Genomic DNA, 17,340 nt, shown 5'->3' with positions numbered 1-17,340 from the left:
GCCACTCGTCCTGGGTCGAGGGGCCGCGGCTCGCTCAGACCATGCGCTTCCTCGCCGACCGCTTCCTGACCTACGTGGCAGTCGACGAGCCGCAGATCCCCGGTGCTCACGTTGTGCCGCCCATCACCGCAGCAACCTCGCCTCTCGGCTACGTGCGCTTCCACGGTCGCAACGCCGGCATGTGGAGCGCCAAGACCGTCTCGGCGGCCGATCGCTTCGACTATCTCTACTCGCCCGAAGAGCTCGAGGGCTGGGACGCGCCCATCCATCGGCTCGCCGAGGAGACCGAGCGTACTTGGGTGATGTTCAACAACTGCAAGTACGACTACGCGCCCAGAAACGCCCGCGAGATGGCCGAGATCCTCGGCGACGTGGTGGCGCCTCGGCTCAGTGGGGTCGGGGAGACCGGCGAGCCGGTGCCCGAGCAGGTCGACGAACTCGCCGAGACTGGCGCGCCGACGATCGCCGAGACCGGGGAGTGGACCGGCACGCTGTTCTAAGTGGCCGAGGCAGAAGGCTACACTGGCCCTTAGTCCGGTTCGACCACAAGGAGCAGCGACTCGATGACAACCGTGCTCATCGTCGACGACGAGGCCAACATCCGCGAGCTCGTGAGCCTGTACCTGACCGCCGCCGGCTTCACGGTTGAATCCGCCGAGACAGGCACCGAGGCGGTCGAGAAAGTGCGGGCACTCTCGCCCGATCTCGTCGTGCTTGACATCATGCTGCCTGGTGCGAGCGGCGCCGAAGTGACCGCACAAGTCCGCGAGTTCTCCCAAGTGCCGATCGTGATGTTGACGGCCCGTGACACCGCGATGGACAAAGTCGCTTTGCTTGAGGCGGGCGCCGACGACTACATGGTCAAGCCCTTCTCGCCTCCGGAGCTTGTTGCGCGCGTACGCGCCGTGTTGCGGCGCACGGACGATGGCAACGACGCCAAGGCGGGCGGGACGGGGCCACAGGCTCGCGCGGGCGTGCAGGTCGTGAGCATCGGCGGACTGTCGATCGATCCGGAGGCCCGCGAGGTCTCGATCGACGGCTGTGCTGTCGTTCTGACCGCGAGGGAGTTCGACCTGCTCCTGGCGATGGCTCGTCGACCGGGCGTGGTCTTCAGCCGAGAGCAGCTCCTTGAGGCCGCGCTCGGCTTCTCCGACTACGCCGAGGCCCGGGGTGTCGACGTCCACGTCCGTCACCTACGCGAGAAGCTGGGGGACGACGCCGCGACGCCCCGCTTCATCGAGACGGTGCGCGGCGTGGGCTACCGCGTGCGCCGGGACGCGAAATGACGGTGTCGGCCACGCGAAGGCCAATGCGCTCACGCCGAAGTGTCGCCTCGCGTGCGCGTCTCTACCTGGTTCTCGCCGCGCTCATCGCGCTCGTTGTCGCCTTCGCCGTTTTTGCCGTCGGTTGGTCGCAGTACTCGATTCGTCAGCGTGCCGACGACCTCTCGCGCCAGGTGGCTGCGCTGGCCAAAGGACAGGCCGTCGCCTCGCAGCTCGCGACTGGCACCACCGACGCTCGCGACCGTCTTTTCAAGGTCGAGGCCGGGCTTATCGGCGCTGAACTGTTCGTGACCGACTCGGCCGGAGTCGTGCAACTTGCCTCGTCCTCATCGCCTCCAACGTCGCTTCCGATTTCGCGGTTGACGCGTGTGGGCGCGGAGCAGACCCGAACGGGGACTTTGCGCAACGCGTCGGGTGCGCAGGTGCTGGTGGTCGCCTCGGCGATCGATAGCGGGCACGAGCTTGTGGCGGTGCAGGGGCTATCGGAGATCCGGAGCGCTCAGGCCGGGCTGCTCGTGGTGGCGGGCATCGCGTTGCTCGCCGCCGCGCTCGTCGCCTACGCCGCGGGCGGGCTACTCGCCAAGCGCTTCACCGGCCCGCTCGTGCGACTCCAGGCCGCCGCCGAGGAGGTTGCGGGCGGTGCTCTCGGCACGCAAGTCGCCGAGGAGGGCGATGCTGAGACCGCTTCGCTTGCGCGCTCGTTCAACCGGATGTCGACCCGTGTCGCCGATGCGTACGCCGCGCAAAAGGCGTTCGTTGGCGACGTATCGCACGAGATTCGCACGCCGCTGACGTCCATTCGAGGCTTTGCCGAGGCGATGCTCGATGGCACGGTGACCCAGCCCGACGCTCGCGTGCACGCGCTCAGCGTCATCCGCGACGAGGCGACCCGGATTGGCGAGGTGTCGCAGACGCTGCTGGCGCTCTCCGAGCTTGATGCCGGTGCGGTGCAGATTGCGCGCGTGCCAGTCGACCTTGGACTGGTTGGCGATGCGCTGCGCGGGAGGTTCTCGGCGGTTGCCGAGGAAGCGGGCGTGGCGCTGGATATCGAACTGCCCGACGGCTTGCGGCCGGTCGGCGACTCCGAGAGGCTGTTGCAGGCGCTCTCTGCGTTGGTTGCCAACGCCATCGCTTACACGCCAAGCGGGGGGCAAGTGCAGGTTTCCGTTGTCCTTCAGTCTGAAACCGTGGCGCTGCGGGTCGACGACTCGGGGCCGGGAATCCCTGCCGAGCGGCGTGAGGACGTCTTTGGCCGCTTCACCCGGTTGGAAGCGTCGCGCGCATCGAGCGGTGGGGGAGCCGGACTGGGCCTGGCGATCTGCCGGCGGCTGGTGGAGCTGATGGGCGGCACAGTCGTGGCCGGTCAGAGCGATCTTGGCGGTGCGCGGTTCGAGATCGAGTTGCCAGCGGCGGTGTAGGCGGGGGCGTCGCGGGGTGCCCACCCCACTGCCAGCCTACCTTCGCGCCCTTTCCAAGCCTCAACCCAAACTCAACCCTACGCCAATCTCATCGCAACTCCAGCACTCGATAGTCGTACTCGAGGGGCTGCCGACGGGGCAGCCCGCGAGAACACGAGGTGATCTGTGATGAGAAAGATGCGCACCATCCTTGCCGCAGGGCTTGCGGTGCTCGCCCTGAGCGCCGCCGCGGCGCTGCCAGCGGTTGCGATGGCCGATACGGCCGACTCGACGGGCACTGTGGTGGCGACCACCACGCCGCCGCCTTCCGTCCCCGCGACCTTCCCGATGATCGCCCATCCCAGCAAGAAGGCGATCGTGGAGTACCGCGTCAAGGCGCGCGTGCGTCTCGCCGCCTTCAACCACGACGCGTCGGTTCTGCGACGCCGCATCAACCGCCTCGGCTTCATCGCAACCTTGGTCCACAAGGCTGGGGGCGACGTGACTCACGTTCGCGAGGAACTCAAGTCCGCTCGCGACTATCTTGCTGTCTCGCAGCAGCAAGCCAAGATCGCCGCCGCCGAGTTGAGGCTCGTGCCGTACTTCGTCAATCGCAAGGCCGCCTTGGCCCGGGCGAACGCCGAGTTCAAGACGGCGCGCGGCTCGCTAAGGAGTGCCCGTAGTTGGAAGCAGGCCGCGGCATCGGATCTGTGGAAGCTCGTGAAGCAGTACGCCCAGCAGTCCAAGGTCTCGGCGAAGGACTTCGCTTAACGCAGAGGCGCCCCGCTCGAGCGAGCGCGTCGCATCTCCGGCGCGCTCGCTCGACGAGTAAGCTCAACAGAAAATCAATACGCGGTCAATCGCCACACAACCGCTGCGCGCGCTAGTCTGATTGAAGGCGGTTGGGATCGGCCGTCCGCAAACGAACGAGGTGTGAGATGTCGGCACGCAGGCTCGGAATCGCAATCCTACTGATATGCGCCATGGCCTTGGCTGTTGCGCTGCCCACCGGCGCGGTGGCCTCGCCCAAGGGTCGGGCGCTTGCAGGTATCAACTTGTCCACGCAGTCGCTCGGGACTGCCCTGTCGACGGTCGGCACACGAGTTGGCGCGGCATTGGAAGCCAGAATCGCGGCCGTGCTCGAGCGCCGCAAGACGAGGTTCGACAACGTCTCGACGCGGCTGACCTCGCGTATCGCCAAGGTGAGCGGGATTGCCGACAAGCTCGCTGCCGTAGGCGGCGACGTCACTTCCGCTCGCGCGCTACTCGACTCGGCGAGCGCGCATGTCAGCGCCGCATCCGACTTGGAGGCCAAGGCGGTCGACGCTTTCAATGCCGTGCCGTCGGCCACCGACCGGAAGGCCGCGTTTGCCGCTGCCCGCGCGATCGGGCGACAGGCCGCAGCCGAGCTTCGCTCCGCGCGTAGCGACCTTCGCGCGGCGGTAGTCGACCTGCGCGCGGTCGTCAATGCGCAGAAGGCTGCGGCGCAGGCAGCGGGCGGGACGAACTGATGGATTGCCGGCGTTGGATTCGACGCGTCATCTGCTGCGCGCTGTTCGCCGCGGCGCTTGCACTTGCCGGGTGCGGCCAGGCCGCCTCGCCGCTTGGCAGCGGGCCGACCGTAGCGCCGACCGGGACGTCGGCGGCCACGGTGACCGCCACAGTCACCCCTAACGCGACGACCACGGTCGCAGCGACAGTCGCGCCTGCTCCGGCCAAGAGCGTGGCCTCGACTTCGGCAGGCAAAGCCAAGGGCAAGGGTCTCTCGGCAAGCGACGCCAAGGCGATCGACGCCGAACTCTCGGCGATCCAAGGTGAGCTCGACAAGATGAGCGTACCTAGCGACAGTGACTTCAACGGCGTCAGTTCGGGCCTGAAGTAGGCGATACTGACAGCGACCGTTTCGAGGAGGCGCTGTGCTCGTATCGTGGTATCTGCCGACGCTCGAGTTCTCACTCTGGCCCTGTGCCGTGCTGCTGCTCGTGTTCATCCCAGTTTCGATCTGGCATGAACGCAACTGGCGTCGGACGCTGGCAGACTACGCACATGCGCGCCGTGAGGCAGGCGCTCCTCCGGGGGAGTGGCCCTCGGCGGAACTATCACGCGTGATGGGCATACAGCCCGTCCTTGTTCTGCTGGCGTGCGCGATTCTGGGCGTGGGAGTGGCGGTCGCTGCAGCTGCGGCGCTGATCTGGCCTCGGACGCCTCCCGGCTTTGACTTGGCGATCAACCCGCTCGATTTGCCATACCTCTGGAGCATGGTTACGGCCGGGACGGCTGCAGTCGTCGCCGGCGTTGCGATAGCGATCGATGTCTGGCGCAATCCGTGGTCGAAGGTGGCCAGGCTGGTTCGCCGCGCGATTCACGCATCACCGACCGTGCGCACACAGCTGTTCTCAGCCGCGCTGCTCGTCGACCCGGAACTGCGCGCGGCCCCGGAAGATGCGGCCACCGCTGCGCCGCTTGCGCCCGTCGATGTCGCCGAAGCTGCACCGGCCACAAGCGAGGACCACCCGCCGTCCGCTCTCTAGCTCCCGATAACCTCGCTCGAGCGAACGTCCTGTACGAGCTCGCCGTCGCTGATCTCGAGGATGCGGTCGGTTCGCTCGGCGATCGAACGGTCGTGCGTGACGATGAGGAACGCCGTGCCTGTCTCCTTGTTGATCTGCCGAAACAGGTCGTAGACGAGGTTGGTGTTGACGGTGTCGAGGTTACCCGTGGGCTCGTCGGCGAGTACTATCGCGGGTCGGTTCATCAGCGCGCGAGCGATGGCCACTCGCTGCTTCTGACCACCGGAGAGCTGGTTGGCGTTCTTGCCGCTCATGCCCTCGATGCCCAGCATCGACAGCGTCTCCTCGACGCGAGAGCGCGTCTCTGTCTCGGCAAGCTTCCCGCCGATAAAAGCCGGCATCGCGACGTTCTCGTAGACGCTGAACTCGGGCAGTAGGTAGTGGAACTGGAAAACGAAGCCGATCAGCCCGTTACGCAGCTGGGCCTTCTCCTGCTTCGCGAGCTTCTCGGCGTCGACCTCGTTGTACTTCACGGTGCCGTTCGAGGGTGAGTCGAGCAGGCCAAGCAGGTTCAGCAGCGTCGACTTGCCCGAGCCCGACTGTCCCACGATCGAGGCGAACTCACCGGCGCAGAGGTCGAAGCTCACGCCCCTGAGCGCGTGGGTGGACGCGTCGCCCTCGCCGTAGATCTTGTCCAGGCTGCACGCTTCGAGCAGCTGGCCATGTGGGCAATCAGCCATTCTGGATCACCTCGATCGGGTCCAAGCGCGAGGTCTGACGGATTGGGATGATCGAGGAGAGCAGCGCGACGCCCACGCCGATGGCCGCCGATATGGCTACGAACGTGGGGTCCATCGTGATCGAGAACGGCACGGGTGCGAGTCGGAAGAGCGCCAGCAGCGCGAAGGACGAGATCACTCCACCAAGCGAGCCGCCGAGTCCCAAGATGACCGCCTGCCACAGGAAGATCTGACCCGACAGTTTGTCAGACAGCCCCATCGCCTTGAGGATGCCGATCTGCCGAGTCTTTTGCACGGCTGCGATGGCCAGCGTCGAAGCGATACCTAGCGCTACGGCGATCAGCACGAAACCCTGAATCATGTAGCCGGACACGGCTTGGCTGACCAGCCCGGCGAGCAAGCTCGCGTTCTGGCTCTGCCACTCAGTGATCGAAACGCCCGGAAGACGGCTGCTCCAGTTGGCGGCCACAGCCTTGGAGTCGTAGGGGTGGTTGAGTTGCACCGAGATCATCGAGTACTGATTGCCGCTCCAACCGTTGACGTTCTGCGCGACCTCGCCCGCGACAAACGCTTGGCGCAAGTTGAACTGCGCACTGCCCAGATCGAAGATGCCCGTGACCTTGAATGAGCCGGTCTGGTTGTTCTGGAACTTCAGCGATACCGTGTCGCCTGGCTTGACGTTGAACAGGGTCGCGAAGTCCTTGCCCAGCATGATCTCACCCGGGCCGATCGAGGCCACTCCATGGATCGTGCGCGACTTGATCTTGTAGATACCGTCGAGTTCGTTCAGCTCCCCGCCAATCAACCCCAAGGTGGAGCTGTCGGTTCCGTTGCTGAACAGGGCGGGGGCCTGGGTGGTTGGGGCGACCGCCCCCTGTTTCACGCGGGGATCGCCGTACACGACGCCCTGCATGTCGCGAGTGAACCGCACGGGATCGCTTTGTTTGATGGCCGAGATGTTGACCTGAGCCGCCGAGCCGATCGTCGTGTTGAGCAGGTTGATCTGCAGGCTTGTGATGAGCGAGCCCACGAAGATCTGCGTGGCAATGCCCACGGCGATACCTGCGCAGATGAGCGCGGACTGGACGGGGCTTGAGCGCAGGAAACGCCAAGCTATGCGCAGCGGGAGCATTCCTCTCACCGCGTTGCGCTTGCGCCGGGAAGTCCGAGTTCAGACGGGTCGAGGAGTTCCTCGGCCGCCCAACCGCCTGGGTCGTGCTTCAGCGCCGGGCCGCCTACGATGATGCGCGTGCCGGCCAGTCGCTCGTGCAACGTGTCGACGAAGCAGCGAAGCTCGACGCGCTCGAACACCGTCGAGATCGAGAGCGCGACGATCGTGGCGTGCACCGCCCCCGCAGCCTCGACGATCTCGGCGATGGGTGTGTCGGCGCCGAGGAAGACCGAGCGGTAGCCGGCCATCTCGAAGCGGTCGGAGAGCATGCGCAATCCCAACTCGTGCTCCTCGTTGGGAGGGCAGACCAGCAAGACTGTCTCGTGACGACTGGGCGCCTCGGCGGCTTTCCGAGCGACTTCGGGATAGAGCGCCTCGACGATGGTGCGTATCGCGTGCGAGGCGAAGTGCTCCTGCCACACGCGCTCCTGACCGTGCTGCCACTGGGAGCCGACCTCGGTGAGGTACGGGCCGAGCACCAGCGTGTACAGGTCGGCAACGTCGATGTCGCCCCGTGCGACCGCGTCCAACGCGGCGTCGACCGCGCGCGCGCGATCCAGCGCGTCGAGGCTCTCGGCGATGATTCGCCGCAGCTCGTCGGGAGTGCGTGGCGGGCTGGCCGGGGTGTCAGATGTGTTCTTATTCATGCCGTCTATGGTACCCGATGGTCAGCGATTAGTTGGTTATGGACAACGATGCGTGCTGTCGGTAGAATCCCCTCTGCTGTCCGCGCATGGCGGACCGCTCCACGCGGGGGTGTAGCTCAGCTGGTTAGAGCGCCGGCCTGTCAAGCCGGAGGTCGCGGGTTCGAGCCCCGTCACTCCCGCCATGCGAATACGAAAGGCCGCCCAACAGGGCGGCCTTTTTGCGTGTTGAGCGGCGCAAAGAAGCCGTCCCGAGGGACGGCTTGCGGGATTCAAAGAAACGCGCTGCGCAGTCTCGGTGCTACGCTCATTGCCCGAAGCCCACGAGCAAGGAGTCCCAGACCGTGATCGCCGAGGAGAACTTCGCCCTCTGCAACGAGTGTGGCGGGCTGTGCTGCGCGATCTATCTCGCCCACGACGAGAACGGCGACTACATCGGCGACGGGTGGCTGCCCGACTACGTCGCGCTGTGGGAGGAGCGACTCGTTGGGAGCGGAGCGCTCGTCGTAACACCCGACGCCTATATGGCGGGTGAGGCGGGTGTTGAGCCGCTTCACGACCCTCGGATCAGCCATCGCCCCGACGCTGTAGGGGCGGCGTACCGTGCGACGCTGCCAATCTGGGTCGACAGCCGGAAGTGCGTGTTCTGCCATCCCCAGACCGGCTGTCTGCTGCCGAGGGAGCGTCGTGCGCCCATCTGTGTCGAGTGGGTCTGCGAGCTTTGGGAGAGCGGCGCGTCAGGCTAGAGCGCCTGATGCAATGCCGCGGGACGGCGTGGCTCGTATATCTGGAAGCCGTCTCGTCCTGCTCGCTTCATCTGATACATCGCCATGTCCGCATGTTCGAGCAGCGAGCCCATCTCGCGATCGAGAGGCGTGGTGATGGCCACGCCGATACTCAGGGTGACAACCAACTCGCGGCCCTCGATCGAGAAGGGCTCCCTGAAAGCGTAGACGAGCTTCTGGGCAATCGCGCCGACCTGCTCGGCATCCGCTACGTCGGGGAGCACGACGGTGAACTCATCGCCCCCAAACCGCGCCACCGTGTCGCTTGCGCGCGCCGACTCCTGAAGGCGACGGGCAACGCTGCGGAGCAACTTGTCGCCGAATGGGTGTCCGAACTCGTCGTTGATCGGCTTGAAGTTGTCCATGTCGATGAAGAGCACGGCCACCTCTGCCTCTCGGCGCTCGGCGGAGGCAAGTGCCATGGTCAGCCGGTCGAGCAGAAGCTTGCGGTTGGGCAGGTTGGTGAGCTCGTCGTGGAACGCGGCGAACTCCATCTCGCGTTCGAATCGGCGCTGCTCGGTCACGTCGCTGAAGAACACGACCGCTCTGCAGTCCGATATCTGGAACGCGTGGACGTCAAGGATGCGGTTCTCGTCGCGGATCGTGGCGACCAGGTCGTGCAGGTCGTAGGTGCCGCCGGCCTCGGCGACTCGATGGATCTCGGTGAGTAGCTCGGAGCCTTTGAGCCGCGGGAAGATCTCCTCGGCGCGGCAGTTCACGAACTCCTCGGCGTTGCGATTCAGGATCTGTCCGGCCGAGCGGTTCGTCTGCGTGATGCAGATAGAACCGTCGTCGACCTCGCCGATGAATGCGCCGAACGGTGCGTTGTCGATGACGTCACGCAGCTGGCGCGCGATCGCTCGGCGCTCCGTGAGTTCTGTGCCGAGCCGGTCCTGAGCGCGGCGCATGCCGTTGGAGAGCATCGCCTCGAGCATGAAGAGCGCGACAAGGTAGATGCACACGATCGCGGCGTACAGGTACAGCGACGAAGCGATGATGGACGGTGGCACGATGCCGGCCTGTTGCGCCCAGGCGAAGAAGCCGATGGTCGACAGCGAGAAGCCGAGCGTGGCCAGCCCCCAGCGCCATCCGTTGCACATCTCGGCGAGGACTACGAAGACAAACTGCGCGTAGAGCGACGGCGAGTAGAGCCCGCCGGTGAGCCACGCGGCCCACGTCAACATCGACCAGCCGGCTATCAGCATCATCGGAACTGCCGAAGCGTCGCGGCCGATGCGGATCAGGATGATCTGTGTAATCGCGATGACGACGAGCACGCCACCGATCACGATCACCAGCTGACGCATCACCGGCACGGTCGCCCAGAAGACAACGAGCAGCGGCACGACCACCAGCAGGAGCATCCACGAGATCGCGTACGTGTTGCGCGCGGTCGCAGGCACCGGGCCAGGCAAGTGGCGCAGTGAGATGAGGCCGGCGAGCGGCGATGTAGGCCGAGATGTCATCGAGGCGAAAGACTCCTACCGAGCGGTTACTTGGCTTAAGTATCGGCAACAGATGGCTCGGCCGTGAGTCGCCGATGCTGCATTCGACCTGCTGAGCGGCTGATTCAGCGTCCAATCCTGTGTCACACTACCTAGACATGCTCGGCGTCCATTTCGGCAACTCACGAGAGCGATCACGACGTGACCCACCTTGCGCCCATCGTCCCGCCCGACCCGCCCTTGAGCGATGGGGTCGTCGCGCTGCGGACGCTGAGCACTGGAGATATCGCCCCTCTGCACGTCAACCTCGCCGATGAGGCCGTTCGCGAGTACATGTCCATCCCTCTCGACCAGACCATCGAAGGGACCGCGCGTTACGTGACCACGCGCGTCAAGGCGATGGCCGACGGGGCCGACGCGAGCTTTGCCGTTACCGACGCTGTCACAGGCGAGCTTCTGGGCACGATCGGCGTGGAGCGCTCGTTCGACGACCCGGCGATCGGCACCATCGGCTACTGGCTGTTCGCGCCCGCCCGCGGGCGTGGAGTTGCGACCCGCGCCGTGGGGCTGCTGACCGGTTGGGCGTTCGAGGCCCTCGCGCTGGCTCGCCTTCAGATCACCGTCCACGAGCGTAATCTTCCCTCGCAGCGAGTCGCCGAGAAGAACGGCTACTCACGCGAGTGCGTCATGCGGTCAATCGCCGAGCAACACGGCACGCGCGTCGACCTAGTCATGTTCGCGCGCCTTGCCGACGATCCGGCGCCCGAGGAAGTAAGCCGATGACGACGCTCTTCATCGACGCCGATGCCTGTCCGGTGACCCGCGAGGCAATCACTGCGGCACGCGCGCTGGGCATCCCCGTCGTGCTGGTCGCGAACGGGACCCAGAACATGGACCGCTACACGAATCGCTCCGGCGTCGAGGCGATTCAGGTGAGCTCTGGCGCCGATGCTGCCGACTTCGCGGTTATCGAGCGGTTGCAGCCGGGGGACGTCGTTGTCACCCAGGACATCGGCCTGGCCGCCATGGTCCTGGGACGCGGAGCGGCTGCCGTCGGCCCACGCGGACACGTCTTCCACATGGCAACCATCGACGCCGAGATGCACATCCGCCATGAGGAGAAGAAGCTCAGGCGCGCTGGCGGCCGACACGGCGGACCGCGCCCGTTCACCGACGAGGACCGCGAGCACTTCTCGGAGGTAGTGGAGCGGCTCTTGCGTCAGGCCAAAGAGCAGTCTTAGCTGGGCGTCTCCCGCGGGCCGCATTTCGGTGCTACATTGACGCCGCCGATGTTATTGGGGGTGCGCGGGGATGCCTCCATTGCTCATGCAAACTGACGGATGAGCGAAGTGATTCTGCAGGAGGACGCGCGTGCAACAGCGAACCGACGTGGACGCAAGCATCGTTAGTAGCTATCGCGTCATTGCGCGCGCGTTGGATCGCGTGATGCTCCCTAGGCTGATCGAGCTTGGGCTCACGATGCCGCAGTTCAAGGCCCTGATTGCAGTGGTCACGGCCGGTCCGGGCGGCATTTCGGTGACGCAGCTTGGCTGCGAGCTGAGCATCGGCCAGCCCTCTGCGAGCCTGATCGTCGACCAGCTTGCACGTCCGGGTTACGTCGAGCGGATCCAGGACACAGTCGACCGGCGCCGGGTGTTGGTGACTGCGACAGCGATGGGCGCCGAGACCATCAACGAGCTGCGCTTCGGTCGCCACTCGACGTTTGCGGAGTGGCTGGGCAACGTGGAGCAGTCCGACGCGGAGGCTCTCGAGCGCGGTCTGCGCTCGCTCTCGCTAGCGGTCCAAGCATCCGCTATGGGCACCGCACCCGTCCACTAGGGCTCTAGGCGCTCGCACGTGGGGTGTCTCGGCAGGTCAGGGAGTCGAGCCGATTGTTTTTCAGCCGACTCCCACTTCTCCCAACGGGTAGGTTCATCTAGTACGCATTTCTGACGATTGCTACGCATTTTCGGAGGCAACAACCCATGCAAGTCTCACACGCCATCAGAGAACGCCGCAGCGCGCGGGCCTTCCTGGCCGAGACCGTGGACACCGAGACGGTCGGCCAGATCCTCGACCTCGCGAAATGGGCGCCGTCGTGGGCCAACTCGCAGGGATGGAGCGTCTACGTGCTGAGCGGCGAGCCACTCGAGCGACTCAAAGCGGCCATCGCCAAGAAAGTCGCCGCCGAGGACCCGCCAACCCCCGACATCCCGTCGCCCACGGACTGGCCCGCCTACCTCTCCGAGCGTATGGTCTTCCGACGCCCGCCTGCCGAGGCACCCGGCGCCAGCGACAACGCGGTATCGGCCGCAAGCGTGTGGGAGTTCTACGGCGCGCCGTACGTGATCCTGTTGGCTGTCGACGAGGACCTGGAGCCGGCATACGCGTGCTTCGACGCCGGCCTGTTCGCGCAGACGTTGTGCCTCGCTGCCGAGGACCGTGGGTTCGCCACCTGCGTCATGGCGACTGCCGTGCGCTACGGCGAGTTGCTCCACGCCGAGATCCCCGAGGCCGAGGGCAAGCACTTCGTCGTCGGCATAGCTTTCGGGCTGATCGACCACACGGCGGTCGTGAATCGCAGTGAGCGCAACCGAGTCGAGCTCGACGAGTTCGCGACGTTCATCGACGGATCGGGCGCCGAGGAGTAGCCCCCGCGTCCGGCGATGACCCAGAGGGGCGGCGTGCAGATGACGTGCTACCAGCGGCACATCGGATGGCTGTTCGAGGCTCTCGAACTACCCTACGAGAAGGCGGAGCGTCGCCAGGTCGACGACGCCTTGCGAGTCGTACTCGCGACCCCCGACGGAGCGAACTGCCCCGAGGTCTGGGCCGCGATCAAGTCGCTGTCAGCTGAACAGCTCGCCGGGCTACCCGCCGAGGTGGGGTCAGTGCTCGGCAAGGGCTGAGCTGAGCTCGGCCGTTAATACCTTGCATCGCATCTGCCGATAGATCTCAAGGGGGCAGGTAGGCGACTGCCGAGGAGAACATCGTGTCGTACTTCGCATGGGATCCTGCACTTGAAACCGGTCATCAGATTCTGGACGCCGAGCATCGGAGCCTCTTTGCGCTCGCAAACAAGCTTGAGGCTGCGATCGAGAACTCTCCAGATGACGAAGGCACCGTCTCCGACGCTGTCTACGGACTGATCGGCTACGTCGTAGAGCACTTCAACGACGAAGAGGCGATCATGCGGGAGTACCGCTATCCGATGGCAGGCCCGCATCGCTCGTTGCACGAACAGCTCAGCGTCGAGACCCTCTCGATAAGCGCTCGCTACTTCAACGGCGAGGACGTCACGCCGGCACAGCTCGCGCCGCTGGTGTGCACGTGGCTGCGCGACCACATACAGGTGCACGACATGGCCCTGGTCCAGTACATCGAGAGCATCGACGCATCGCGCAAGCCTACGGTTCCCGCCTGACGCGCAAGCGACGTCGTGGGCCTAGAGGGCCCACGAGCACGCCAACGAGATTGAGCCACGCGCTATAATATGGTTCCCAGACCATTGGAGCCTCGTAATTCGCACCCTTCGCTCACATCTCCATGCCATGCTCGGATACGGCCTTGAGTAACTCGGAAGCTACCATCCAGTACGGACCCAGCCCGGTGAACCCCTTGCGCCGTTGGGCGCGCTCGACGTTCTCGTCGCTCAAGGTGCGCAACTACCGCTTGTTCTTCATCGGACAGGCGATCTCGCTGACCGGCACGTGGATGCAGGGCGTTGCGCAGTCGCTCCTCGTGCTCAAGATTACGGGCTCGGGCTCGGCGCTGGGTATCGTCATCGCGCTGCAGTTCCTCCCGGTGCTCTTCTTGGCACCGTACGGGGGAGTTCTCGCCGACCGCTTCTCGAAGCGCAAGCTTCTCTTTCTTACACAGGGTTTCGCGGCCACGCTTGCGCTGACGTTGGGCACGCTCGTAGCCACGGGCACCGTTCGGCTCTGGATGCTCTACATACTCGCGCTGCTTCTCGGCACTACCAACGCGCTGGACAACCCGACGCGCCAGTCGTTCGTCCACGAGCTTGTCGGGCCTGACACCCTGCGCAACGCAGTCACGCTCAACGCACTTGAGGTGAACCTCTGTCGCGTCATCGGGCCAGCGCTTGCCGGATTGCTCATCGTGACTATCGGTCTGGCCCCGTGCTTCATCATCAACGGCCTGTCCTACCTAGCCGTTCTGTGGTGTCTGTGGCTGATGAAGGGGACGGCGCTTCATCGCGACCAACTCGTGGTCGCCGCGAAGGGGCAGATTCGCGAGGGCTTCGCCTACGTGCGGGGCAACCCTCTGATCTTCGACGTCTTGATCATGATGGCGATTGTGGGCACCTTGACCTTCGAGTTTCAGGTGATGCTCCCGCTGCTCGCGAAGTTCACGTTCCACACGACTGACAAGAGCGACACGATTCTGCTCACGGTTCTCATGTCTGCGATGGGCGTGGGCGCCGTGGTCGGCGGCCTTGCCACTGCGGGCCGTCGCCGAGCCTCGGTTCGGGCCCTCACGCTTGCATCGCTTGGCTTCGGCCTCTCGACGGTTGCGGTTGCGCTCTCACCGACGGCCGTCGTGGCGGCGCTCCTGATGGTGCTGGTCGGTGGTTTCTCGATCGTGTTCACGTCGCTGACCAATACGATTCTCCAGATCGAGTCGCTGCCAACGATGCGCGGGCGAGTGATGTCGCTTTGGAGCGTCGCATTCCTGGGCTCGACGGTTGTGGGTGCTCCGATCATCGGCTGGATCGGCCAGTACGCCAATCCCCGTTGGAGCATGGCAACCGGCGGTGCTGCCGCGGTTCTCGCGGCAGCCGTGGGGCTGTATGCGATGCGGGGAGGACGCCACACCACGCTTCCCGAGGGCGACATCGCAGAGCCGTCCATGACCGAGAAAGAGGATCGCGCGTAGCAATGACCCGAGCCGCCCGGCGACTCGGCCGAGGGACGGACTAGACTTGTGGGGCGAGGTTTCAGCGAGAAGGAGAGCACCATGCAGTACCGCAAGCTCGGACAGACCGGCATCGACGTCTCGATTCTGGGATTCGGCTGCATGCGGCTGCCCGTGATCGACCACAAACCCAACCAGATCGACTACCCCAAGGCCACCGAGCTGCTCCGCTACGCCATCGAACACGGCGTGAACTACGTCGACACGGCGTACTTCTATCACGGCGTCAACTTCGGGTCTCGGGGCGAGAGCGAGCCGTTCGTTGGCCAAGCGCTTTCAGGCGGGTACCGCGAGCGTGTCAATCTCGCCACCAAGATGCCGCTCTTCTTCCTCAAGACTCGCGAGGAGATGGACACGTTCCTCGCCGAGCAACTCGAGCGCCTGCAAACCGACCACCTGGACTTCTACCTCCTTCACGGGCTCAACGGCGAGACCTGGAACAAGGTGCGCGACCTCGGCGTCCGCGAGTTCCTCGACGACGCGAAGGCCAAGGGCCTCATTCGCCACGCAGCCTTCTCGTTTCATGGCCAAGCGGGCGACTTCGTCCGCATCTGCGACGAGTACGCCGCGTGGGCCTTCGCGCAGATCCAGTACAACTACATGGACACCAACTTCCAGGCCGGCTACGCGGGTCTTCGCTACGCCGCCGACAAGGGCATGGGCGTTGTCGTCATGGAGCCGCTGAAGGGCGGCAAGCTCGCGCAGAAGCTGCCTGCCGAGATGCAGGCCGTCTTCGACGAGCGGGCCGAGGGCTGGTCTCCCGCCGAGTGGGCGCTGCGCTACGTCTACAATGAGCCCGGCGTCTCGCTGCTGCTCTCCGGCATGAACGAGATGGAGCAGGTCGTCGAGAACCTCAAAGTCGCCGAGACGGCCGCCGCCGGCGCGCTTTCCGCCGACGAACTCGCGGTCTACGACCGCGCGCAGAGCGTGCTGAACGCTCGCATCAAGGCGGACTGCACGGCTTGCCGCTACTGCATGCCTTGCGCCTCGGGTGTCGACATCCCAGGTGTGCTTGCGGCTCTGAACAACTCGGCTATGTGGGACGACGCAAACCCGTGGCTTACCGGCTACACCCGCGTCGAGGGCAAGGCGAGCCTGTGCACGGAGTGCGGTTCATGCGAGCAGGTGTGCCCGCAGGGGCTGCCGATCCCGCAGCTCATGGCTCAAGCCGCCAGCGTATTCGGCGAGTAGATTGCAGCACGCCCGGCTCGGCGTTGAGACGTCGAGCCGGGCGTGCGTTGTTTCGGGGCTTGCACGCGTGTCAATCCGCAGGCCGGCTGGCTAGTACTTCAGCGGCACGAAGGTCTGCGAGTCGATCGGGACGCGAACGTAGGACTTGGTCGGCTCTTTCCTCGGCGGCAGGGTGATTGCCGGGGGCAACAGATCCTCGTAGGGAATCTGGGTCAGCAGGTGGCTGATCATGTTGAGGCGCGCGCGCTTCTTGTCGTTGCCGTCAACCACCCACCACGGAGACTCCTTGGTGTCGGTGTACTTGAACATCTCGTCCTTGGCGTGAGAGTACTCCTCCCAGCGATCCCGGCCCTCGAGGTCCATCTCCGAGAACTTCCAGCGCTTGAGCGGGTTATCGAGGCGATCTTGGAATCTGCGGTCCTGCTCCTCGTCGGAGATCGAGTACCAGTACTTCAGGAGAATAATCCCGCTGCGGCACAGCATGCGCTCGAACTCGGGGCACTCGCGGAAGAACTCCTCGACCTCGGCCTCGGTCGCAAAGTCCATCACGCGTTCGACCCCGGGGCGGTTGTACCAGGAGCGGTCGAACAGGACGATCTCGCCCGCTGCGGGCAAACGCTCGACGTAGCGTTGGAAATACCACTGCGTCTTCTCGCGGTCGGTGGGCACGCCCAAGGCGACGACGCGACAGACACGAGGGTTGAGCGCCTCGGTGATGCGTTTGATACTGCCACCCTTGCCTGCGGCATCTCGCCCCTCAAAGATCACCACAACTCGCAGGCCCTCGCGCACGACCCACTCCTGAAGCTTGACGAGCTCGATCTGCAGCTTGGCGAGTTCCTGCTCGTAGTAGTCGCGGTCGAGCTTGCCGTTGTGAGTGTCTTTCGGCTCGCGGTTCTTGGGCCGAGCTGCCGAGCCGTTCACCTTCTCGTCCTTGCCCATGCCGCGCTCCCTCGTTGGCTTGGCGATCCCACCCGAACCAATCGTACCCGAGTGAGGCGCACTCGTCTGAGATTCCTGATGGCCTGTGATGGGTCCGCAAGCGAGTTGTGGTCAGGTTGTGGATATGTGACGAAAATAGTAGCAATTAGGTTGTCTAGACGCTACCATCGCACTTCACCAGGCAACTCCTGGCCAAACATGACCTGATGATTGATCTGAACACAGAGGTGAGCCAATGAAGAACCCGGGTACCATTCGTCGCATTCTCATGACCGCCGCCGCACTTGTCGCTGT

General features: G+C 64.9%; 21 protein-coding genes and 1 tRNA gene. 17 read left to right on the top strand and 5 right to left on the bottom strand.

The window, feature by feature from the left end; genetic code table 11:
- The 7 genes from P4L93_11690 to P4L93_11660 all read left to right on the top strand — a co-directional run.
- Positions 1 to 500, top strand: a 500-nt coding sequence (locus tag P4L93_11690; protein MDR3687606.1) for a DUF72 domain-containing protein, incomplete at its 5' end; no start/stop codon positions are given.
- Between the two features lie 63 nt (positions 501 to 563).
- The gene (locus P4L93_11685) at positions 564 to 1,286 is read left to right on the top strand and encodes a response regulator transcription factor (protein ID MDR3687605.1); all 723 of its coding nucleotides are present in this window, start codon (positions 564 to 566) and stop codon (positions 1,284 to 1,286) included.
- 23 nt (positions 1,287 to 1,309) lie between these two features.
- On the top strand, positions 1,310 to 2,701 hold the full coding sequence (locus P4L93_11680) for a HAMP domain-containing sensor histidine kinase (GenBank protein MDR3687604.1): 1,392 nt from the start codon (positions 1,310 to 1,312) through the stop codon (positions 2,699 to 2,701).
- 168 nt (positions 2,702 to 2,869) lie between these two features.
- A complete protein-coding gene (locus P4L93_11675; protein MDR3687603.1) occupies positions 2,870 to 3,451 on the top strand; it encodes a hypothetical protein in 582 nt (193 codons plus the stop codon).
- Positions 3,452 to 3,618: 167 nt separating this feature from the next.
- Complete coding sequence (locus P4L93_11670; GenBank protein ID MDR3687602.1) at positions 3,619 to 4,191, top strand: hypothetical protein; 573 nt, start codon at positions 3,619 to 3,621, stop codon at positions 4,189 to 4,191.
- Positions 4,191 to 4,562 carry a hypothetical protein gene (locus P4L93_11665; protein ID MDR3687601.1) on the top strand — a complete coding sequence of 124 codons (372 nt, stop codon included), beginning with the start codon at positions 4,191 to 4,193 and terminating at the stop codon, positions 4,560 to 4,562. The genes P4L93_11670 and P4L93_11665 overlap by 1 nt, the downstream gene beginning before the upstream one ends.
- Positions 4,563 to 4,596: 34 nt before the next feature.
- Entirely contained in the window at positions 4,597 to 5,211 is a 615-nt protein-coding gene (locus P4L93_11660) for a hypothetical protein (GenBank protein ID MDR3687600.1), read from the top strand.
- Here the strand turns inward: P4L93_11660 and P4L93_11655 are convergent.
- The 3 genes from P4L93_11655 to P4L93_11645 are packed head-to-tail and all read right to left on the bottom strand — an operon-like array spanning position 5,208 to position 7,748.
- On the bottom strand, positions 5,208 to 5,930 hold the full coding sequence (locus P4L93_11655; protein ID MDR3687599.1) for an ABC transporter ATP-binding protein: 723 nt from the start codon (positions 5,928 to 5,930) through the stop codon (positions 5,208 to 5,210). The genes P4L93_11660 and P4L93_11655 overlap by 4 nt on opposite strands.
- Positions 5,923 to 7,062 carry an ABC transporter permease gene (locus P4L93_11650; GenBank protein MDR3687598.1) on the bottom strand — a complete coding sequence of 380 codons (1,140 nt, stop codon included), beginning with the start codon at positions 7,060 to 7,062 and terminating at the stop codon, positions 5,923 to 5,925. Before P4L93_11650 ends, P4L93_11655 begins: the two co-directional genes overlap by 8 nt.
- Before the next feature lie 5 nt (positions 7,063 to 7,067).
- Positions 7,068 to 7,748 (bottom strand): cobalamin-dependent protein, encoded by a 681-nt coding sequence (locus P4L93_11645; GenBank protein MDR3687597.1) that lies wholly within the window; start codon positions 7,746 to 7,748, stop codon positions 7,068 to 7,070.
- A 105-nt stretch (positions 7,749 to 7,853) separates the two neighbouring features.
- Between P4L93_11645 and P4L93_11640 the strand changes: the two genes are divergently transcribed.
- Positions 7,854 to 7,930 (top strand) — tRNA-Asp (locus P4L93_11640).
- A 159-nt stretch (positions 7,931 to 8,089) separates the two neighbouring features.
- A complete protein-coding gene (locus tag P4L93_11635) occupies positions 8,090 to 8,491 on the top strand; it encodes a hypothetical protein (GenBank protein MDR3687596.1) in 402 nt (133 codons plus the stop codon).
- On the opposite strand, the gene P4L93_11630 is transcribed toward P4L93_11635, so the two are convergent.
- Positions 8,488 to 9,996 carry a diguanylate cyclase gene (locus P4L93_11630; GenBank protein MDR3687595.1) on the bottom strand — a complete coding sequence of 503 codons (1,509 nt, stop codon included), beginning with the start codon at positions 9,994 to 9,996 and terminating at the stop codon, positions 8,488 to 8,490. The genes P4L93_11635 and P4L93_11630 overlap by 4 nt on opposite strands.
- Before the next feature lie 180 nt (positions 9,997 to 10,176).
- Here P4L93_11630 and P4L93_11625 point away from each other — a divergent pair, with 180 nt between their 5' ends.
- From P4L93_11625 to P4L93_11590, 8 genes are all read left to right on the top strand, one after another.
- Positions 10,177 to 10,758, top strand: a complete 582-nt coding sequence (locus P4L93_11625) for a GNAT family N-acetyltransferase (protein MDR3687594.1) — start codon at positions 10,177 to 10,179, stop codon at positions 10,756 to 10,758.
- Positions 10,755 to 11,216, top strand: coding sequence for a YaiI/YqxD family protein (locus P4L93_11620; protein MDR3687593.1), 462 nt, complete (start codon positions 10,755 to 10,757; stop codon positions 11,214 to 11,216). The genes P4L93_11625 and P4L93_11620 overlap by 4 nt, the downstream gene beginning before the upstream one ends.
- 130 nt (positions 11,217 to 11,346) lie before the next feature.
- A complete protein-coding gene (locus P4L93_11615; GenBank protein MDR3687592.1) occupies positions 11,347 to 11,814 on the top strand; it encodes a MarR family transcriptional regulator in 468 nt (155 codons plus the stop codon).
- Positions 11,815 to 11,960: 146 nt separating this feature from the next.
- Positions 11,961 to 12,626 (top strand): nitroreductase, encoded by a 666-nt coding sequence (locus P4L93_11610; protein ID MDR3687591.1) that lies wholly within the window; start codon positions 11,961 to 11,963, stop codon positions 12,624 to 12,626.
- A gap of 33 nt (positions 12,627 to 12,659) precedes the next feature.
- Complete coding sequence (locus P4L93_11605) at positions 12,660 to 12,884, top strand: hypothetical protein (GenBank protein ID MDR3687590.1); 225 nt, start codon at positions 12,660 to 12,662, stop codon at positions 12,882 to 12,884.
- An 83-nt stretch (positions 12,885 to 12,967) separates the two neighbouring features.
- Entirely contained in the window at positions 12,968 to 13,399 is a 432-nt protein-coding gene (locus tag P4L93_11600; GenBank protein MDR3687589.1) for a hemerythrin family protein, read from the top strand.
- Positions 13,400 to 13,542: 143 nt separating this feature from the next.
- Positions 13,543 to 14,874, top strand: a complete 1,332-nt coding sequence (locus P4L93_11595) for an MFS transporter (protein MDR3687588.1) — start codon at positions 13,543 to 13,545, stop codon at positions 14,872 to 14,874.
- Positions 14,875 to 14,955: 81 nt separating this feature from the next.
- Positions 14,956 to 16,104, top strand: coding sequence for an aldo/keto reductase (locus tag P4L93_11590; protein ID MDR3687587.1), 1,149 nt, complete (start codon positions 14,956 to 14,958; stop codon positions 16,102 to 16,104).
- A 90-nt stretch (positions 16,105 to 16,194) separates the two neighbouring features.
- On the opposite strand, the gene ppk2 is transcribed toward P4L93_11590, so the two are convergent.
- Entirely contained in the window at positions 16,195 to 17,046 is an 852-nt protein-coding gene (gene ppk2 / locus P4L93_11585) for a polyphosphate kinase 2 (GenBank protein MDR3687586.1), read from the bottom strand.
- Positions 17,047 to 17,340: the final 294 nt, after the last annotated feature.

This window comes from Coriobacteriia bacterium, assembly GCA_031292615.1.
GTDB lineage: Bacteria > Actinomycetota > Coriobacteriia > Anaerosomatales > JAAXUF01 > JARLGT01.
The sequence above is the reverse complement of the archived record's forward strand: the minus strand, read 5'-3'. Positions and strand labels throughout refer to the sequence as shown.